This window comes from Brenneria rubrifaciens, from assembly GCF_005484945.1.
Classification (GTDB): domain Bacteria; phylum Pseudomonadota; class Gammaproteobacteria; order Enterobacterales; family Enterobacteriaceae; genus Brenneria; species Brenneria rubrifaciens.
The window spans coordinates 2,186,862-2,205,953 of the sequence record NZ_CP034035.1 but is presented as its reverse complement, the minus strand read 5'-3'; the positions used below and the strand labels follow the sequence as shown (position 1 = coordinate 2,205,953).

14 protein-coding genes are annotated in these 19,092 nt (G+C 49.3%); 9 read left to right on the top strand and 5 right to left on the bottom strand.

Annotation, left to right across the window (positions count from 1 at the left end):
• The first annotated feature begins 274 nt into the window (after window positions 1–274).
• Window positions 275–1,426: an MFS transporter gene (locus EH207_RS10210; protein WP_137713910.1), complete on the top strand. Its 1,152-nt coding sequence runs from the start codon at window positions 275–277 to the stop codon at window positions 1,424–1,426.
• Window positions 1,427–1,432: 6 nt separating this feature from the next.
• Here EH207_RS10210 and EH207_RS10205 read toward each other — a convergent pair whose 3' ends face one another.
• On the bottom strand, window positions 1,433–2,353 hold the full coding sequence (locus tag EH207_RS10205; protein WP_137713909.1) for a LysR family transcriptional regulator: 921 nt from the start codon (window positions 2,351–2,353) through the stop codon (window positions 1,433–1,435).
• A gap of 270 nt (window positions 2,354–2,623) precedes the next feature.
• Between EH207_RS10205 and EH207_RS10200 the strand changes: the two genes are divergently transcribed.
• From EH207_RS10200 to EH207_RS10190, 3 genes are read left to right on the top strand one after another with little or no spacing between them, the layout of a single operon-like run.
• Entirely contained in the window at window positions 2,624–3,928 is a 1,305-nt protein-coding gene (locus EH207_RS10200) for a cytosine permease (protein ID WP_137713908.1), read from the top strand.
• Window positions 3,929–3,974: 46 nt separating this feature from the next.
• Complete coding sequence (locus EH207_RS10195) at window positions 3,975–5,084, top strand: S-methyl thiohydantoin desulfurase family protein (protein WP_137713907.1); 1,110 nt, start codon at window positions 3,975–3,977, stop codon at window positions 5,082–5,084.
• A gap of 28 nt (window positions 5,085–5,112) precedes the next feature.
• Window positions 5,113–6,720, top strand: a complete 1,608-nt coding sequence (locus EH207_RS10190) for a hydantoinase/oxoprolinase N-terminal domain-containing protein (RefSeq protein ID WP_137713906.1) — start codon at window positions 5,113–5,115, stop codon at window positions 6,718–6,720.
• Between the two features lie 13 nt (window positions 6,721–6,733).
• Here EH207_RS10190 and pflA read toward each other — a convergent pair whose 3' ends face one another.
• The 4 genes from pflA to ycaO all read right to left on the bottom strand — a co-directional run bounded on the left by pflA (window position 6,734) and on the right by ycaO (window position 13,255).
• The gene (gene pflA, locus EH207_RS10185; protein ID WP_137713905.1) at window positions 6,734–7,474 is read right to left on the bottom strand and encodes a pyruvate formate lyase 1-activating protein; all 741 of its coding nucleotides are present in this window, start codon (window positions 7,472–7,474) and stop codon (window positions 6,734–6,736) included.
• 352 nt (window positions 7,475–7,826) lie between these two features.
• Window positions 7,827–10,109 carry a formate C-acetyltransferase gene (gene pflB / locus EH207_RS10180; RefSeq protein WP_137713904.1) on the bottom strand — a complete coding sequence of 761 codons (2,283 nt, stop codon included), beginning with the start codon at window positions 10,107–10,109 and terminating at the stop codon, window positions 7,827–7,829.
• 57 nt (window positions 10,110–10,166) lie between these two features.
• Complete coding sequence (gene focA, locus EH207_RS10175; RefSeq protein WP_137713903.1) at window positions 10,167–11,024, bottom strand: formate transporter FocA; 858 nt, start codon at window positions 11,022–11,024, stop codon at window positions 10,167–10,169.
• A 467-nt stretch (window positions 11,025–11,491) separates the two neighbouring features.
• Window positions 11,492–13,255 (bottom strand): 30S ribosomal protein S12 methylthiotransferase accessory factor YcaO, encoded by a 1,764-nt coding sequence (gene ycaO / locus EH207_RS10170; protein WP_137713902.1) that lies wholly within the window; start codon window positions 13,253–13,255, stop codon window positions 11,492–11,494.
• A 293-nt stretch (window positions 13,256–13,548) separates the two neighbouring features.
• Here ycaO and serC point away from each other — a divergent pair, with 293 nt between their 5' ends.
• The 5 genes from serC (at window position 13,549) to ihfB (ending at window position 19,042) form a co-directional block, all read left to right on the top strand.
• Window positions 13,549–14,637 (top strand): 3-phosphoserine/phosphohydroxythreonine transaminase, encoded by a 1,089-nt coding sequence (gene serC, locus EH207_RS10165; protein ID WP_137713901.1) that lies wholly within the window; start codon window positions 13,549–13,551, stop codon window positions 14,635–14,637.
• 91 nt (window positions 14,638–14,728) lie between these two features.
• The gene (gene aroA, locus EH207_RS10160) at window positions 14,729–16,018 is read left to right on the top strand and encodes a 3-phosphoshikimate 1-carboxyvinyltransferase (protein WP_137713900.1); all 1,290 of its coding nucleotides are present in this window, start codon (window positions 14,729–14,731) and stop codon (window positions 16,016–16,018) included.
• A 178-nt stretch (window positions 16,019–16,196) separates the two neighbouring features.
• Entirely contained in the window at window positions 16,197–16,874 is a 678-nt protein-coding gene (gene cmk / locus EH207_RS10155) for a (d)CMP kinase (RefSeq protein ID WP_137713899.1), read from the top strand.
• A 118-nt stretch (window positions 16,875–16,992) separates the two neighbouring features.
• Window positions 16,993–18,669, top strand: coding sequence for a 30S ribosomal protein S1 (rpsA, locus tag EH207_RS10150; protein WP_137713898.1), 1,677 nt, complete (start codon window positions 16,993–16,995; stop codon window positions 18,667–18,669).
• 88 nt (window positions 18,670–18,757) lie between these two features.
• On the top strand, window positions 18,758–19,042 hold the full coding sequence (gene ihfB, locus EH207_RS10145; protein WP_121576156.1) for an integration host factor subunit beta: 285 nt from the start codon (window positions 18,758–18,760) through the stop codon (window positions 19,040–19,042).
• The last annotated feature ends 50 nt before the right edge of the window (window positions 19,043–19,092 follow it).

The following is a 19,092-nucleotide window of genomic DNA, read 5'->3' as shown; positions in this document are numbered from 1 at the left end:
CGTATGGCTCGGCAATATTTTTTAATCGAGAAATTTATTTTTCAGCTTCATCCGGCTGTTTTGAACTCTGTTTTATCTGCCAAATATATTTAAAATCATCATCATATAAATGGCTTTCATTTGCGGGCGATAGGTGTCGACGTTTCATTGATTAATTATTCAAATCAATGTGTTTGTGCAACCTGTTTCTCTCATTCCGCCCTGATTGACTTTCAAATACGCAGTGGCATGATGCGCTCACTCATCTCCTGGTCGTCTGGTTATCCATTTCATTATGTCTGCTTATTTTTCCCCAGTGCGCTGTTTGCTCTGCGGTCTGCTGTTGCTGACGGTCTGTATTGCTGTATTGAATACACTGGTACCGCTTTGGCTCAATGATCAGCAACTTCCTATCTGGCAGGTGGGTATGGTTGGCTCATCTTATTTCAGTGGCAATCTGCTAGGGACGTTATTGGCGGGTAAGTTAATCAGGCGTTACGGATTTAATCACAGTTATTATTTTGCCGTCTTGTTGTTTGGTATCGCCACTATCGGGTTGGGTATCTCGGTTGATTTCTGGAGTTGGCTAATTTGGCGTTTTATGGCCGGGGTTGGATGTGCGCTGATATGGGTCGTAGTAGAGAGCGCAGTGCTTTGCAGCGGTGCGCCCTCCCAGCGCGGACAGTTGTTAGCCGCCTATATGATGGCCTACTATCTTGGCAGCGTGATTGGCCAATTGCTGCTCGGCGCTTTGCCAACGCAGTTATTAAGCGTTTTGACCTGGGTTACTGCGTTAATTATTCTGGCGATATTGCCATTGATGTTTACTCGGATTCCCAGGCCCGCTGTTCAGACGAGTCAAGTGAATGTATGGCAGATGCTCAAATATCGAAGTGCCAGGCTGGGCGTGCGCGGCTGTGTGATTTCCGGGGTGATTTTAGGTTCGCTGTACGGTTTAATGCCACTTTATCTTTCACATCAAGGCATGAGTGATGCGCAGGTTGGCTATTGGATGGCACTATTAATTAGCGCAGGTATTGCAGGGCAATGGCCCGTCGGGCGAATGGCCGATCGATATGGCCGCTTGCTGGTATTGCGGGTATTGGTTTTTGTGGTGATTATTGGCTGCCTCGCGATGTTGAGTATCAGCCACTATGCTATGGCGCCTGCACTGTTCATGCTTGGATGTGCTGGTTTTACTCTTTATCCTGTGGCGATGTCATGGGCGTGTGAAAAGGTACGCTCGGAAGAGCTCGTGGCAATGAATCAGGCATTATTGCTGAGTTATACCCTTGGCAGTCTGTGTGGCCCAAGCCTCGCAGCCGTACTAATGCAAACTTATTCCGATCGGTTGCTGTTTGTGCTGATTGCCGTGGTTTCGCTGGGTTATCTGATCATGCTGCTTAAAAAAGCCGACCACCATCCGACGCCCCTGGCCGCAGCCTGAGTCTTTTTATTTCAAGCTGGCCAGCCAACTCTGGCCAGCTTCAATGATATTATTCCATAACGCTTCTGCTACCGGACTTAGGCGCTGTTTGGTATTTTTTATCAAATAGAAAATACTGGTCAGTTTAAGATGATCGGGAGCGATAGCAATGAGTTTCCCTTTTTCAACCCACGGTGATGCGTAGTGATCGGGCAGGAAGCCAATGTGTGTCCCTGCCAGCAGGAGTAATAGACTGCTTTCAAGATTCCATGCTGTGCACTGTAATCCTTTTTTCGCTACCGGACCCAGTTGTTTGCTAATTTCATGAAGTGCATGAGCACCGATCAATAATCTTTTCGGATTTAATGTACCGTCTCGCCATTCTTTTTCGATACGAGATGCGTTTTCTGCAATAGAGTAAAAATAACTTTGTTCAACAAAAGCGGGCTGAAAGATTATATCGGGTGGAACATCATCGGGTAATACGCTAAGCATGATGTCGATATGGCCGTTTTTTAAACGCTCCGACAGCGGTGTATAATCACCTATCTCAAGTTCAACGGCGACATCCGGGCTTTGATTATAGAGTTTTCCAATGGCATTTGAGACAACTTTAGCCGGGTGCGTGACGGTATTATCCAGACAGCCTAATCGTGCTTCACCGATTAATTGATTCTTAATTCCTGCCAGTCGGTTAGCAAAGTCATCCAATGTAGCGATTACCGATAGGGCTTCTTGATAGACAAGTTCCCCTTCAGTCGTTAAAGAGAAACCACCGCGTCCACGTTCACAGAGCACTAACCCGAGCGTGTCCTCAAGTCGGGACAAATAGTGGCTCAGTACCGGCTGGCTTAACCCGGTTGCGGCTTGTGCATTTGTAATTCCTTGTTTTTCAACTATTTTGCAAAAGAGCTTTAACCAGCGGATCTCCAACTTATCCAAACGCATAATATTCCCTTACTTACAATATATCTTTGAATGTTAACATCAAAATATATCTGTATTAACCAAATATGATTCCTGTTTATATTGCTGCCATGCTACATGGTATGTGGCTACCACAAAAAGCGTGGTTTGTGCGTCACATCAGGGCTTCTCTCTCATAAATAATGGCGCTGCTAATATTCAGCAGCGCCATTATTCTATGAGGCATACCACGACCACTATAAAATATCATCAATGTAAAATAAGCATTTTTCTTAATTATATGGGGGTGGTATGTCTCACCGCGGCGCTGCGTCAGGAAAATCTCAGGTAAATCGGCAATTATATGATTATGAGTATGAAACAGTGCCCGCCGAAGCGCGTAAACGCTGGTACGTTATTGCCTTGATCTGGCTGGCCATCGGCATCGATATCTCCGGTTTGTTTCTTGGTTCGTTTTTGAGCGGGGGATTGCCGTTTGTTCAGGCGGTAAGCGCGACGCTGATAGGGTCGGCGTTGTTAGGTATATTGGCAGCATTGTGCGCTAATGTCGGTTATGGCTGTGGGTTGTCCACGACGTTATTGAGTATTTCTGTATTTGGCCGTTTGGGTGGGAAATTAGTTGGTATTTTATCTGCGGTTTCTTTACTCGGATGGTTTGCTTTTCAGCTCGATTTTTTTAGCGTAATGCTGCAAAGAGCACTGGTGCATTATCAACTGGATTTTGGGCGTTTACACATATTGTTATTTGGTATGGTATTAATGGCGCTTACGGCTGTCTGGGGCGTCAGAGCATTGGGCAAGTTAAGTATATTCAGCGTGCCGTTGATGCTGATTCTGATAATCTCGGGCATTGTGCTTGCTGCGACAAGTACTCCTATATCGCCTGTCATCCTTATCAAAGAGCCTATCGACATGGGAACGGCTATTTCCTATGTGGTATCCATCTGGATTGTTTCTGCTGTGTTGTCACCTGATATTTCCCGTTATGCGAAAACCCGTAATGATGCTTTATTGGGTGCTGGCTTGGGTTTTTTCCTGGGTAATAGCTCCACCATATTGGTTGCTTTGATTTTGACTCATCTGGTAGGGAGTGAAGATCTGGTTGAGGTATTTTTCAGTATAGGCTTGGGGCTGTCAGCTATATTGGTACTGATATTTGCTCAATGGACCACCAATAGTTTCAATCTCGTATCTGCATCTTTGGGGTTATCTGTCGTGATAAGCATTTTATCGCGGCCAGTGCTGGTTGTATTAATCGCATTGGTTGGTTTGTTATTAGCTTACAACGGCATGATTAATAATTTCACCCGGTTTCTATCACTGTTAGGCGTACTTATTTCTCCAATAGCAGGTGTTTACCTCGTTGAATATTACATTTTTGATTCAGCGCGCTTAAAACAGGATATATCCCCATCTCCGGCTTTGAATTTGGCGGCGGCGGCGGCATGGTTTTGCGGTAGTGTTGTGAGTTTATTAACGTCACCCGATTTTTTTAACCTGTTTAGGATAAGTTCAATTTCTGCCCTGGACGGGGCAATGAGCAGTATGGTGGTTTATATCGCCGTGCATAAAACTTTCCCGCAATTGGCAGATTGATCGCGTCTCTTGCCCATTAGTGGGCGGACGTGGCCCTGGATAAATTATGGTCCGTTATATTGATGCCAGTACGATTGATGATATTGCCCTAGGCGCTGCGGTATTAGGTACTGGCGGTGGGGGAGATCCCTATATCGGTTCTTTGATGGTAAAACAGGTTTTACAACAGACAAGCCCCATTCCTATCCTCAATCTGGATGATATTGAAGATGATAACTTGTTGATCCCATGCAGTATGATTGGGGCGACAACCGTTGTTGTCGAGAAGATCATGTCGGCAGGGCAGTTTGTATCAGCATTTGACGCAATGGAGAGCGTGCTTGGGCAGTCTATTTTCGCAACATTCCCCATTGAAGTCGGCGGTATCAATTCATTGATTCCTTTTATCGTCGCGGCGCAAAAAGGGTTGCCCGTAGTGGATTGCGATGCCATGGGCAGAGCGTTTCCTGAGGCGCAGATGGTGACTTTTTTTCTGGATGGCCTCACGTCGGCGCCTAATACGCTGGCCGATGAAAAAGGCAATTCGGTTATCCTGAATCCTATTGACGGCATCTGGTCGGAACGCTTGTCCAGAGCCATTACGGAACAGATGGGCGCCGCCTGCGCCATGTGCGACTACCCTTTACGTGGCCATCAACTGAAGCAAAGTGCAATTAAGGGAACGCTTTCGCTGGCCCAGAATATTGGCCGAATCCTTCGCCTGGCATGTCAGTCAGGCAGCAATCCTATTCAAGCCTTACAGTCCGTCCTCAATGCACATGTTATTGCTGCCGGTAAAGTTGTGGATATGGAACGTCGCACGACCGGCGGCTTTGCGCGAGGAAAAGTCTTGCTGGAGGGAATGGGAAGTTTCAAAGGCGAGTTGTTTACTGTTCTTTTCCAGAACGAACTGTTGCTGGCTTATCGATCTTCTGAAAACCACGCGCCGACGCAGGATAATCTGCTGGCAGTGGTACCCGATTTGATCTCTATACTGGATAGTGAATCGGGGCGACCGATTATCACCGAACAGCTACGCTACGGTCAGCGGGTCAACGTCATTGCCTATCCGTGCAATGAGAAGTGGCGTACCCCTAAAGGGCTGGACGTTGCCGGGCCTGGCTATTTCGGCTATCCGGTAGATTTTGTGCCGATTGAACAGCTTGCGAGTCGCTGAGGTTATCCCCCTTCCGAGGAAAGAAAGAATGTTAAGAAAAATCGATTATCGCCTCGGTATTGATGTGGGGGGCACTAACACCGATGCGGCGATTCTGGACTCGAATCTTCAGTGTGTAGCGACGGCAAAGTTTCCTACCAGCGATGATATCTATAGTGGTATTGAGCAGGTTATCGAACATGTCCTGATGCAGTCAGGCATCCATCCAGAACAAATTCACTATGCGATGTTGGGGACAACCCAATGTACCAATGCGATCGTCGAGCGAAAAGGGTTGGATCGCGTCGGGCTGTTGAGATTGAGTCTACCAAGCAGTGACAGCATTCCACCGCTGTTTGGCTGGAGTGATGAATGGCGCCAGACGTTTGGTTCGCACTTCTATCAGCTTCACGGCGGTTACGAATTTGATGGCAGAGAGATTCATGGCGTCCAGTATGAAGAAGTGATGGCCGCCTGTGACAAAATGCGCGGGCAGGTGGCGTGTATCGCCATATGTGGCGTATTTTCTCCCGTGAACAATGCTCAAGAACAGCAGGTTGCAAGCTGGGTCAAGGCGGCTTTACCTGATGTTTCGCTGTCGTTGTCTCACCGCATTGGAAGTATCGGCCTGCTGGAAAGAGAGAATGCGACGATCCTCAACGCCTCGTTACAGAGTACGGCCCGCCGCTTTGTGCAAGGTTTTACACAGGCGCTCTCATATCATGGAATTCAAGCCACGCCATTTTTTGGACAAAATGATGGCACCTTGATGTCCGAAGAGACGGTGAAACAATATCCCATTCTGACCTTGACCTGTGGGCCGACCAACTCAGTTCGAGGCGCCTGCCATTTGTCCGGGCTGGATAATGCACTAGTCATTGATGTCGGCGGTACGACAACGGATATCGGCGTGTTGGTCAATGGTTTTCCGCGTGAGTCGGCCATTGCGGTCGACGTGGGTGATGTGCGCACTCATTTCCGTATGCCGGATATTGTGTCCATCGGTATTGGCGGAGGAACCTGTGTACGTCAAAGTAACGAGGGTGATATCGAACTAGGCCCGGACAGCGTGGGTTATCGATTGCTACAGGAAAGTATCAGTTTCGGTGGCGAGACATTGACGCTGAGCGACGTCATATTGCAATTGGATGCCAGCCGGTGGATACCCGAACTGACCGAGGCGCTTCCCGAACTAGATAAGGAACTCTGCCGGAAAGCGTATGCGAAAATGATTGAGCAGGTTGAGAATGCGATCGATCGTATGAAATCATCGGGTGCTCCGGTGCCTGCGATCTTAGTCGGGGGTGGCAGTATTCTGTTGCCGGATACGCTATGCGGCACCAGCCAGGTGGTTCGGCCACAGCATTTTGATGTGGCGAATGCGATCGGGGTGGCGCTCGGACAGGTTGGCACTCAGATCGATAAAGTGATCAGAATGCCCGATGGTGAGCGGGATGGCATCAGGGATGCGTTATATCAACAGGCCATTGCGCTGGCAGAAGAAAGCGGTGCGGTGCCAGGTAGCGTGGCGATTATCGATTATCAGGAGATTCCTCTGGCTTATTTGCCGGGGAACGCGGTGCAGGTGAAGATAAAAGCAGCCGGGCAGTTGGCACAACGCATTGCCCATCAGCCCGGCGGGGACGATGGGCGGTGACCCCGTTGGTGCATCAATACATGACCTTATGCCCATACCCTTCCAGAATTGACTTGATGCGATCCATGGTTTCGGACTTGGGTGGTTTAACACCATCCAGCATGTATTCCTCGCCCATCGCTATCCATTTGTGTTTGCCGAGTTCGTGATAGGGCAGTAACTCGATTTTCTCGATATTCGGCATATCTTGTGTAAACTCACCCAGCATATGCGCGGATTTGTCATCATCTGACCAGCCAGGTACAACGACATAGCGAATCCAGGTTCTTTGATTACGCTTTGCCAGATAACGGGCGAAATCCAGTGTCCGATGGTTTGATACGCCCACCAGATTTTGGTGAATGTCGTCGTTCATCTGTTTCAGATCAAGCATGACAATATCGCTGACGTCCAGCAATTCATCAATGACCGGATCATAACGACGTACAAAGCCATTCGTATCCAGACAGGTATTAATCCCTTCTTTCCGGCAGGCGCGGAACCAGTCGCGTACGAATTCCGCTTGTAGGATCGCTTCTCCACCCGAAGCCGTCACGCCACCGCCTGACGCATTCATAAAATGCCGATAGGTCACGACTTCTTTCATCAATTCTTCAACGGTAATCTCTTTGCCGCTGTGCGTATCCCAGGTATCCCGATTATGACAATACAGACAACGCATCAGGCAGCCTTGAAAGAAGACGATGAAGCGAATACCCGGACCATCAACAGTACCGCAGGATTCAAAGGAGTGGATGCGACCGATTATTGACATTGCAAGGTTTTCTCCAAGTTTGACCGATCAAGAGCGGTCTTTATGAGCACAGTCATAATAAGCCGGACGAACGACCTGTCAGAAATGCCTGACCGCGGCACGCCCGTTGACCAGATGCTGCGTCGAATCAGTTTTGCAAGCCATCCACGCGGCCGCTGCGATAGGGCGCATAGCGGGCTGGCAAAACAGGTTAATATTGTAAGGTTAACGAGGCTGTCTGCATACTGCGGTTATCGCTACAATAAACAGGGTTGCTACCGGTTTAATACGTAAAGGCATAACCCATGAGGTGAGAAAAAGGCCCCACAGTCGTGGAGCCTTTATTTTACGCCCTTTCAGACAGCCATGGAAATTACATTGACTGAGTAAAGGTACGAGTAATTACGTCTTGCTGTTGTTCTTTGGTCAGTGAGTTGAAACGCACTGCATAACCCGATACGCGGATGGTCAACTGCGGATATTTCTCCGGGTTTTCCATGGCATCAAGCAGCATTTCACGATTCATCACGTTAACGTTCAGGTGCTGACCGCCTTCAATGCTGGTTTCGTGGTGGAAGTAACCATCCATCAGGCCAGCCAGGTTAGCTTTACGAACGTCGTCATCTTTACCCAGTGCGTTCGGCACGATAGAGAAGGTGTAGGAAATACCATCTTTCGCATAGGCGAACGGCAGTTTGGCAACGGAGGTCAGAGAAGCTACGGCGCCTTTCTGGTCACGACCGTGCATCGGGTTGGCACCGGGACCGAATGGCGCACCAGCGCGACGTCCGTCTGGTGTGTTACCTGTTTTCTTACCATATACCACGTTAGAGGTGATGGTCAGAACAGACTGAGTCGGCGTCGCTCCACGGTAAGTCGTCAGTTTCTGAATTTTCTTCATGAAACGTTCAACCAGATCGCAAGCCAGTTCGTCGACGCGTGCGTCGTTGTTACCGAACTGCGGGTATTCGCCTTCGATATCAAAGTCTACAGCCAGGCCGTCTTCGTCACGAATGGGTTTGACTTTGGCGTATTTAATCGCGGACAGAGAGTCGGCGGCAACAGACAGACCGGCGATACCACACGCCATGGTACGGTAGACGTCACGGTCATGCAGCGCCATCAATGATGCTTCGTAGCTGTACTTATCATGCATGTAGTGAATGATGTTCAGCGCGGTGACGTACTGTTTTGCCAGCCAATCCATAAAGTGATCCATACGTTCCATCACTTCATTAAATTCCAGAACATCGCTTTTGATCGGATTGGATTTCGGGCCAACCTGCATTTTCAGTTTTTCGTCCACGCCGCCATTGATGGCATACAGCATGGTTTTCGCCAGGTTTGCACGGGCGCCGAAGAACTGCATCTGCTTACCGACAATCATTGGGCTGACGCAACAGGCAATGGCATAGTCATCGTTGCTGAAATCAGGACGCATCAAATCATCATTCTCATATTGCAGAGAAGAGGTATCGATGGACACTTTCGCCGCGTATTTTTTAAAGCTCAGCGGCAGTTTTTCTGACCACAGAATGGTCATGTTCGGCTCTGGAGACGGCCCCATGGTGTACAGGGTGTTCAGGAAACGGAAGCTGTTTTTAGTTACCAGCGTACGACCGTCCAGACCCATACCGGCAAGAGATTCGGTTGCCCATATCGGGTCGCCGGAGAACAGTTCATCATATTCAGGTGTGCGCAGGAAACGAACCATACGCAGTTTCATAACCAGATGGTCAATCAGTTCCTGAGCGTCTTCTTCAGTGATTTTACCGGCTTTGAGATCGCGTTCGAAATAGATGTCCAGGAAAGTGGAGACACGACCGAAGGACATAGCGGCGCCGTTCTGCGATTTAACCGCGGCCAGGTAGCCGAAGTAAGTCCACTGTACCGCTTCTTGCGCAGTGGTGGCCGGGCCGGAAATGTCACAACCGTATTTGGCTGCCATTTCTTTGATCTGGCTTAGCGCATGATGCTGATCGGCGATTTCTTCACGCAGACGGATAGTGGCTTCAAGATCTTCACCGTTTTCCAGTTTGGATTGCAGAGAGGTGAACTGGGCGAACTTGTCTTTCATCAGATAGTCGATACCGTACAGTGCTACACGACGGTAGTCACCGATGATGCGACCGCGGCCATATGCATCTGGCAGACCAGTCAGAATTCCTGATTTACGGCAACGCAGGATGTCAGGGGTGTAAACATCAAACACGCCCTGGTTGTGTGTTTTACGGTATTCAGTGAAGACTTTTTTCAACTGAGGGTCCAGCTCACGGCCATAAACCTTACAGGAGCCTTCAACCATTTTGATGCCACCGAATGGAATCAGTGCGCGTTTCAGAGGAGCTTCAGTTTGTAAACCAACGATTTTTTCCAGGCCTTTGTTGATGTAGCCTGCATCGTGAGAAACGATGGTGGAAGCGACGTGGGTGTCAAAATCAACAGGCGCATGTGTGCGGTTTTCCTGTTTGATGCCTTCCATCACGCTGTCCCACAGCGCTGTGGTTGCTTTGGTTGCGCCGGCCAGAAAGGATTCGTCACCTTCATACGGTGTGTAGTTTTTCTGAATGAAGTCACGAACGTTGACTTCATCCTGCCATTCACCTTTGCTGAAACCTTCCCACGCATTAGCCAGTTTTTCATTCAGATCGGTCATTTTACACCTACCTTTTGTATGGATTTTTTAGAACCCGACGTTGCGGCTGATAGCACCTTAGTGCTTGACTCCACCGCGCAAATAAATTACCCAGTATGTTAAGCCTACCAATAAACCACCACCGATGATGTTCCCGATCGTAACAGGGATCAGGTTATCGGTAATGAAGTGGCTGACGGTTAAATGCTCAAACTGAGACGGCACCATACCGATGGCGTTCCAGAATTCCGGCGCCGCGAAATTTTTGATGACGATCCCCATGGGAATCATGAACATATTCGCGATGCTGTGCTCAAAACCGCTGGCGACGAACATAGCGACGGGTAAAATCATCGCAAACATTTTGTCAGTGAGAGTACGGCCCGAATAGCTCATCCACACGGCCAGACAGACCATTAGGTTTGCCAAAATCCCCAGGCTCAGCGCTTCGACGAACGAGTGCTCAAGCTTGTGTTCAGCAGTTTGCAGGACGTTGAGCCCCCATGCGCCGTTAGCGACCATGTGCTCGCCAGAGAACCAAATAAGGGCGACAAAAAACAAGGCGCCCACCAAGTTTCCGATGTAAACATTGGCCCAATTGTAGGCCAGTTGCTTCCAGGTAATACGTCCACTTGCTTTGGCAATGACAATCAATACGGTAGAGGTGAATAAATCCGCGCCACAAACGACAACCAGCATTAACCCCAACGAGAAACATATACCACCGATCAATTTGGCTATACCAAATGGTATCGTCGAAGTGCCGGTGGTAGAGGTAATATAAAAAACAAAGGCAATTGAAATGAAAACGCCAGCGGTAATTGCCAAATAAAAGGTTGTCCACGGTTGTTTTGTTGCTTTATAAACGCCGGCATCTTCGGCAACTTTTGCCATCGCGGCCGGTAGTAATAGCGTAAAGGGGTTGTCAGCTTTCACACTAACTCTCTCTTGAAAATTATTAGCATAGTGATATTAACAAAGCAATATACGGCAGAATTTGACGTGGATCATATTGCGCGAAACTAGCCAGTGTTAAAGCAAAGCAAAATGAAGGTTTTTTGCGTGTAATATCATGATTTTTAATGAGAAAAAATAGTTTAATCTTTGCAATAAGATTTGAATTTAAGGTCGATGACACATAAATCTGGCGTTAATTAATATCATGCTTTGTGTAATTTAAGTACCGCTTGCATGAAGTAATTTAATTGAATATTCACCATTCAGTAACAACACGTATTTAATAATGCTCCATCCGCAGAGAAATATTTCTCTGCGATAAAATAGCCCTTACATAAATAAGGGCTATTACAAAAATTTTATTGAGAAAAATCGGCGGGTTAAAAAGAGGTCTACGGAATGCTTATGTACACCGTCCTCGTTATTTTCTGCCGTCAAAAGCGGTATCAGTTTTTCTGCCAGTGCCGGCGTTTAGCCTGTTGCAGCTTTTCGTAAGCCGCCAGCAGAGACTGATGCGCAGGCAGGGCGCTGAAGTCAGCATCCACCGCGAAAAGTCCGTGGAAGCACTGTTCACCATAAATCGCGGCGCTGGCGGCATCGACCGTTTCACGTCCGTACATTTTGACAAACGCATCATAGTATTCGGAGGGGTCGCGCTCCGGCTCCAGCGCCAGCAGCAAGAGGGTTTGCAGGCAACGATAATAGTTGCTGCGTTGTGCTGTAAACACGGAATCATTAAAGTCCTGTGTCCACTCGGTCCAGCTCAATGCCAGCTCCAGATCGCCTCCCGCCAGCGCCAACATGGATTTCAACTCACCGACACGCAGCGTGAACCAACCGTTATCCTTACCGGTTGCGATACCAAGTAATTCGCGAACGCGGGTGAAGTCATCAAGGCCTTCGTCGTCCAACTGTTGGATCAACGCCAGATAGTCTTCTTTTTCCCAATGGCTGTCAGGCAGGGCAAGCAGCGTTTCACGCAGATGCGCGCCCATGCTGTTATTCGCCAGCAGCAGGTCTTCCGCGGGATAAATGTCTGACATGCCCGGAACCAGTATACGGCAAGCGTAAACGGACAGATGTTCATAGTCAGCAATATAAACTTCTTTATCTTCCTGCTGGAATATCGCCATTAATGTGGCGAATTCTTCTTCCGTGGTGCCGCTGAAGCTCCAGTCGGCAAACGCGTAGTCGGCTTGCTTTTTGAACATGTCCCAGGAGATCATACCGCTTGAGTCGATAAAGTGGGTTTCCAAATTCGCGTGTTCAGCAACTTCTTCATCATCGAATGTCGGCGGAGTGAAAACATCCAGATCTTTCAGGCCGCGTCCCTGCAACAACTCGGTTACGGTACGCTCAAGCGCCACGCCAAAATCCGGGTGCGCACCGAACGAGGCGAAACAGGTGCCGTTGGCGGGGTTAAACAACACAACGCAAATAACTGGGTATTTCCCGCCCAGTGACGCATCGTAAGCGAAAATGGGGAAGCCTTCTTTTTCCAGCGTGGCAATGGCTTCAACGACGCCCGGATAGCGGTTCAACACGTCTTGCGGAATTTCCGGCAGACTGATGGATTCGGCAATAATGCGGTTTTTGATACTGCGCTCGAACACTTCTGACAACCCCTGAACGCGGGCTTCATTGGCGGTGTTACCGGCTGACATACCATTGGAAACATAAAGATTGCCGATAATGTTCATCGGAATATAAACGGTTTGCTGATCGGACTGACGAGTGAACGGTAGAGCGCAGATGCCGCGCTTCTGGTTACCGGATTGCAGGTCGATCAGATCGCTGGCGCTCAGTTCTTGCTCCGGATCGTAGAATTTGCGCAGGCGAGCATCCAGAATGCCTTCAGGCAGTGAGTCATCCGCAGGAACAGGAAACCATTTTTCATTCGGATAATGAACGAACTCGCTGTTGGCAACAGTTTTGCCAAGATAGAAATCGGCAAAAAAATAGTTGGTCGACAGGCGCTCGAAGTACTCACCTAGTGCCGAGGCTAGTGCGGCTTTCTTGCTGGCGCCTTTACCATTGGTAAAACAGAGCGGACATTCGCGATCGCGAATATGGACTGACCAGACATTTGGCACAGGATTCAGCCATGAGGCCTCTTCGATGTTGAACCCCAGGTCTTGGAGCTGCCGTTGAAAACGGGCGATGGAAACTTCCAGGGCGGCGTCTTTGCCTGGGATAAATGTTTGGGTCATGTTTTTCACTTAGGTATGTATGTAGTAACAGGATGTGCATAATACGGGGTTTTTAACCCAGACTCTAATATTCTAAACAGATTGATAACAGAGTCTGTGGGTCCGACTAATGCGGTGTTTTGTTGGCCAACGTGTTTTGTACTATAGAGAACGATAAGCGTTGCAGCCGCGAGTGGCGAGTGATAAAACCGATAGTAGGTAAAACAGTGCGTTTGGCGCGTTGAGTTTATAACCGACGTGTATTCAACACTTGTGATAAAACGGTCGCTATTTTTCAGATGTGGTGAGGGGAAATGACTCAGGTTTTTAATTTTAGCGCCGGTCCAGCTATGCTGCCGGTTGAAGTATTGCGTCGGGCTGAACAGGAATTGTGTAACTGGCATGGCCTGGGTACATCGGTAATGGAAATCAGCCATCGCAGTAACGAGTTTATGCAGGTGGCGGCTGAGTCCGAACAAGATCTGCGCGATCTGTTGAAAATTCCCTCCAACTATAAAGTCCTTTTTTGTCATGGCGGCGCCCGGGCGCAGTTCGCCGCGGTTCCGCTCAATCTGCTGGGGGATAAATCTCACGCAGACTATGTTGACGGCGGTTACTGGGCCCACAGTGCGGTCAGCGAAGCAGAAAAATACTGTATTCCCAATGTCATTGATGTAAAAAACCGCGTGGGTGACAACTTGCGCGCCGTCAAGCCAATGCGTGAATGGCAATTGTCTGACGATGCCGCGTTCGTGCATTATTGCCCGAATGAAACGATCGATGGCGTGGCGATTGAGGAAGAGCCTGATTTCGGCGACAAGATTGTCGTGGCGGACTATTCATCCAGCATTCTGTCAGGTCCCATTGATGTCAGCCGTTATGGAGTCATCTATGCGGGCGCACAGAAAAACGTTGGTCCGGCGGGCCTGACGCTGGTTATCGTACGTGAGGATTTATTGGGCAGCGCTCGCCGCGAGCTGCCTTCCATCCTTAACTATCAGATTCTTGCCGATAATGGTTCTATGTATAACACCCCGCCGACATTTGCCTGGTATCTCTCCGGCATGGTCTTTAAATGGTTGAAAGAGCGGGGCGGCCTAGTCGAAATGGAAAAATGCAATAAAGATAAGGCGAATCTGCTTTATGGCGCGATCGACAACAGCGATTTCTACCGTAATGATGTCGCTGTCGCTAACCGTTCTCGCATGAACGTGCCGTTCCTGCTGGCCGATGCCGCGCTGGATAAAGTGTTTCTTGAAGAAGCCCAGAGCGCTGGACTGCATGCACTGAAAGGACACCGCGTGGTTGGCGGTATGCGTGCTTCCATCTACAACGCGATGCCCATTGAAGGCGTCAAGGCGTTGACCGAATTTATGGCTGACTTTGAGCGTCGCCACGGTTAATGGTCTAATGGCGTTTTACGCTTGCTTTTTAGAGATTGAAAACCCCGGGTAACCGGGGTTTTTGTGTTCACGATTGGAGAATATATTTCGCATGCAGGAATCCCTGACGCTACAGCCGATTAAACTGATTGACGGTACGCTTAATCTTCCGGGTTCGAAAAGCGTATCGAATCGCGCACTTTTACTGGCGGCCTTGTCTGAAGGGACAACCCGGCTGACCAACCTGCTGGATAGTGACGATGTCCGCCACATGCTGAATGCCTTAAAAGTATTGGGCGTGAACTACCAGCTTTCCGCCGAGCGTACGCAGTGTGAAATTACGGGACTGGGCGGGGCATTGAAGGCGTCCCAACCTATCGAACTGTTTCTGGGGAACGCCGGCACCGCGATGCGTCCGCTGGCGGCGGCGTTGTGCCTAAGCGAAGGCGATATTGTGTTGACGGGCGAACCTCGGATGAAAGAACGTCCGATTGGGCATCTGGTTGATGCGTTACGTCAAGGCGGCGCGAAGATTGATTATCTGGAGCAGGAAAATTTTCCGCCTCTGCGTTTGCGCGGCGGCTTTCAGGGGGGCGAAATCAGCGTCGATGGCAGCGTTTCCAGCCAATTTCTCACCGCGCTTCTGATGACGGCGCCACTGGCGGCGCAAGACACGCAGATTGGCATTTTGGGCGAACTGGTTTCCAAGCCATACATTGATATCACATTGCACATGATGAAAATGTTTGGCATTGAGGTTCGCAATGAAAACTACCAGCGATTTTATGTGACAGGGCGCCAGCAATACCGCTCTCCGGGAGAGTATCTGGTGGAAGGTGATGCGTCTTCCGCATCTTATTTTCTGGCTGCCGCGGCAATCAAAGGAGGCACGGTGCGCGTTACCGGCGTAGGCCGCAATAGCGTGCAAGGTGATATCCGTTTTGCCGATGTGCTGGAAAAAATGGGGGCACAGATCCGCTGGGGCGATGACTATATCGAATGTCAGCGCGGCGAGCTTCGCGCCATCGACATGGATATGAACCACATCCCCGATGCCGCCATGACTATCGCGACAACTGCGTTATTTGCCCAGGGCGGCACCACGATGCTCCGCAATATTTACAATTGGCGGGTAAAAGAAACCGATCGTCTGGCTGCCATGGCGATTGAACTGCGTAAAGTCGGCGCCGAGGTTGTAGAAGGTGAAGATTATATTGGTATTACGCCGCCCGACGTGCTGAAGTTTGCAGAAATTGGTACGTATAACGATCATCGGATGGCCATGTGCTTTTCTCTGGTCGCGTTGTCCGATACGCCGGTCACCATTCTTGATCCCAAATGCACGGCCAAGACGTTCCCGGACTATTTTGAACAATTGGCGCGTTTGAGCAAACAGGCGTAACCATTGCGCAACAGTCCCGGTGAACCGGGTCTGATTCTTCTCTGCGCCAGGTGTGATAATCAGGCGCAGTCTTATTTTCCCCTGTCGATATAACCTTTCTCGTCATTGATGCGTATAATGGAACACCGTAATGTCTAAAACGACATCAACGGGATTTCCCAGTGTTAAGGAGAGGAAGATGGCGGTGACTGCACCGGTGATTACGGTTGACGGACCGAGTGGCGCAGGCAAAGGCACGTTGTGCAAAGCGATGGCGGAAGCTTTACAGTGGAATTTGCTGGATTCGGGCGCGATTTATCGTGTTCTGGCATTGGCGGCTTTACACCATCAGGTGGATATTGGTTCGGAAGATGCGCTGGTTCCATTAGCTTCTCATCTGGATGTACGTTTTATTTCAGCAGACGGGCTGCTGAAAGTGATTTTGGAAGGTGAGGACGTCAGCAATGAAATCCGCACTGAAACGGTAGGCAACACAGCCTCTCAAGCTGCTGCGTTCCCTCGGGTTCGTGAAGCATTGTTGCGCCGCCAACGCGCTTTTCGCGAAGCGCCGGGACTGATTGCGGATGGACGTGACATGGGAACCATTGTGTTTCCCGATGCGCCAGTGAAGATTTTCCTGGATGCCAGCGCGGAAGAACGTGCTCAGCGACGCATGCTACAGTTGCAGGAGAAGGGCTTTAGTGTTAACTTTGAACGTCTTTTATCCGAGATAAGGGAACGGGATGACCGTGACCGTAATCGATCTGTCGCGCCTTTGGTGCCCGCCGCTGATGCATTGGTGTTGGATTCAACGGGAATGGCGATTGATGAAGTGATTAAGCGCGCGCTGGCTTATGCCCGTGAGGTTTTAGCGTAACTATTGCAAATAACTGAATTTTTACCTCTCTGTAAGGATGAACAGCGGGGCATTTAAACAACCCCATCGAGCAGGATGCCAGATGGACGTTAAATTGAAAACTCCTAAGATTATCAACATGACTGAATCTTTTGCTCAACTCTTTGAAGAATCCCTGAAAGAAATCGAAACCCGTCCTGGTTCCATCGTGCGCGGTGTTGTGGTTGCCATTGATAAAGATGTGGTACTGGTTGATGCCGGTCTGAAGTCTGAATCTGCCATTCCGGTAGAGCAATTCAAAAATGCACAAGGCGAACTGGAAATTCAGGTTGGCGATGAAGTCGACGTCGCGCTGGATGCTGTTGAAGACGGCTTCGGTGAAACGCTGTTGTCTCGTGAGAAAGCTAAGCGTCATGAAGCATGGCTGATGCTGGAAAAAGCTTACGAAGAAGCTGCAACGGTTACCGGTGTTATCAACGGTAAAGTTAAGGGTGGTTTCACTGTTGAGCTGAACGGAATTCGCGCGTTCCTGCCGGGTTCTCTGGTAGATGTTCGTCCGGTACGTGACACGCTGCATCTTGAAGGCAAAGAGCTTGAGTTCAAAGTTATCAAGCTGGATCAGAAACGCAACAACGTTGTTGTTTCCCGCCGTGCGGTTATTGAATCTGAAAACAGCGCTGAACGCGATCAATTGCTGGAAAACCTGCAAGAAGGCATGGAAGTTAAAGGTATCGTCAAGAACCTCACTGACTACGGTGCATTCGTTGATCTGGGTGGCGTTGACGGCCTGCTGCATATCACGGATATGGCTTGGAAACGTGTTAAACATCCGAGCGAAATCGTCAATGTGGGCGATGAAATCACGGTTAAAGTGCTGAAATTCGACCGCGAACGTACTCGTGTGTCCCTGGGCCTGAAACAGTTGGGCGAAGATCCGTGGGTCGCTATCGCCAAGCGTTATCCTGAAAGCACTCGTCTGACTGGCCGCGTGACCAACCTGACTGATTACGGCTGCTTCGTTGAAATCGAAGAAGGCGTTGAGGGTCTGGTACACGTATCCGAAATGGATTGGACCAACAAAAACATCCATCCGTCCAAAGTTGTTAACGTTGGCGATGTAGTGGAAGTCATGGTTCTGGATATCGACGAAGAGCGTCGCCGCATCTCCCTGGGTCTGAAACAATGCAAAGCCAACCCATGGCAGCAATTTGCTGAAACCCACAACAAAGGCGACCGCGTTGAAGGTAAGATCAAGTCCATCACTGATTTCGGTATCTTCATCGGTCTGGATGGCGGCATCGACGGTCTGGTTCACCTGTCCGACATTTCCTGGAACGTGGCTGGCGAAGAAGCCGTTCGCGAATACAAGAAAGGTGACGAAATCGCCGCTGTTGTATTGCAGGTTGACGCAGAGCGCGAACGTATCTCCCTGGGCGTGAAGCAACTGGCTGAAGACCCGTTCAATAACTACCTGTCCGTAAACAAGAAAGGTGCTATTGTTACTGGTAAAGTTACAGCAGTTGATGCCAAAGGTGCTACAGTTGAATTAGCTGATGGGGTCGAAGGCTATCTGCGAGCTTCCGAAGCTTCACGCGACCGCGTTGAAGACGCTACACTGGTGTTGAACGTTGGTGACAGCGTTGAAGCGAAATACACCGGCGTCGATCGTAAAAACCGCGTTGTCAGTCTGTCTGTTCGTGCTAAAGACGAAGCTGACGAGAAAGATGCCATTGCCACTGTGAACAACAGCAAGCAGGAAGAAGGCAATTTCTCCAGCGCTATGGCTGAAGCGTTCAAAGCAGCAAAAGGCGAGTAATAACGGTTGAATGAGCGACTGAGGTTGCTCATTCTTGAAACGGTAGTAAGTTATTGTGGTTATCTATAACCGCGCACTTGGAGGAACTATGACCAAGTCTGAACTTATTGAAAGACTTGCTGGACAGCAATCTCATATCCCGGCCAAATTGGTTGAGGATGCAGTGAAAGAGATGCTCGAACAGATGGCTACGACACTGGCCGAAGGTGATCGTATCGAGATCCGTGGGTTCGGCAGTTTTTCACTTCACTACCGTGCACCGCGTGTTGGCCGCAATCCTAAGACGGGGGAAAAAGTTGAGTTGGAAGGTAAATACGTCCCTCACTTCAAACCAGGCAAAGAACTACGTGATCGCGCAAATATCTACGGATAAATCGCTACCGTAATAGAGCGCAACGTCTTATGGTATTACTTGCAACTAAT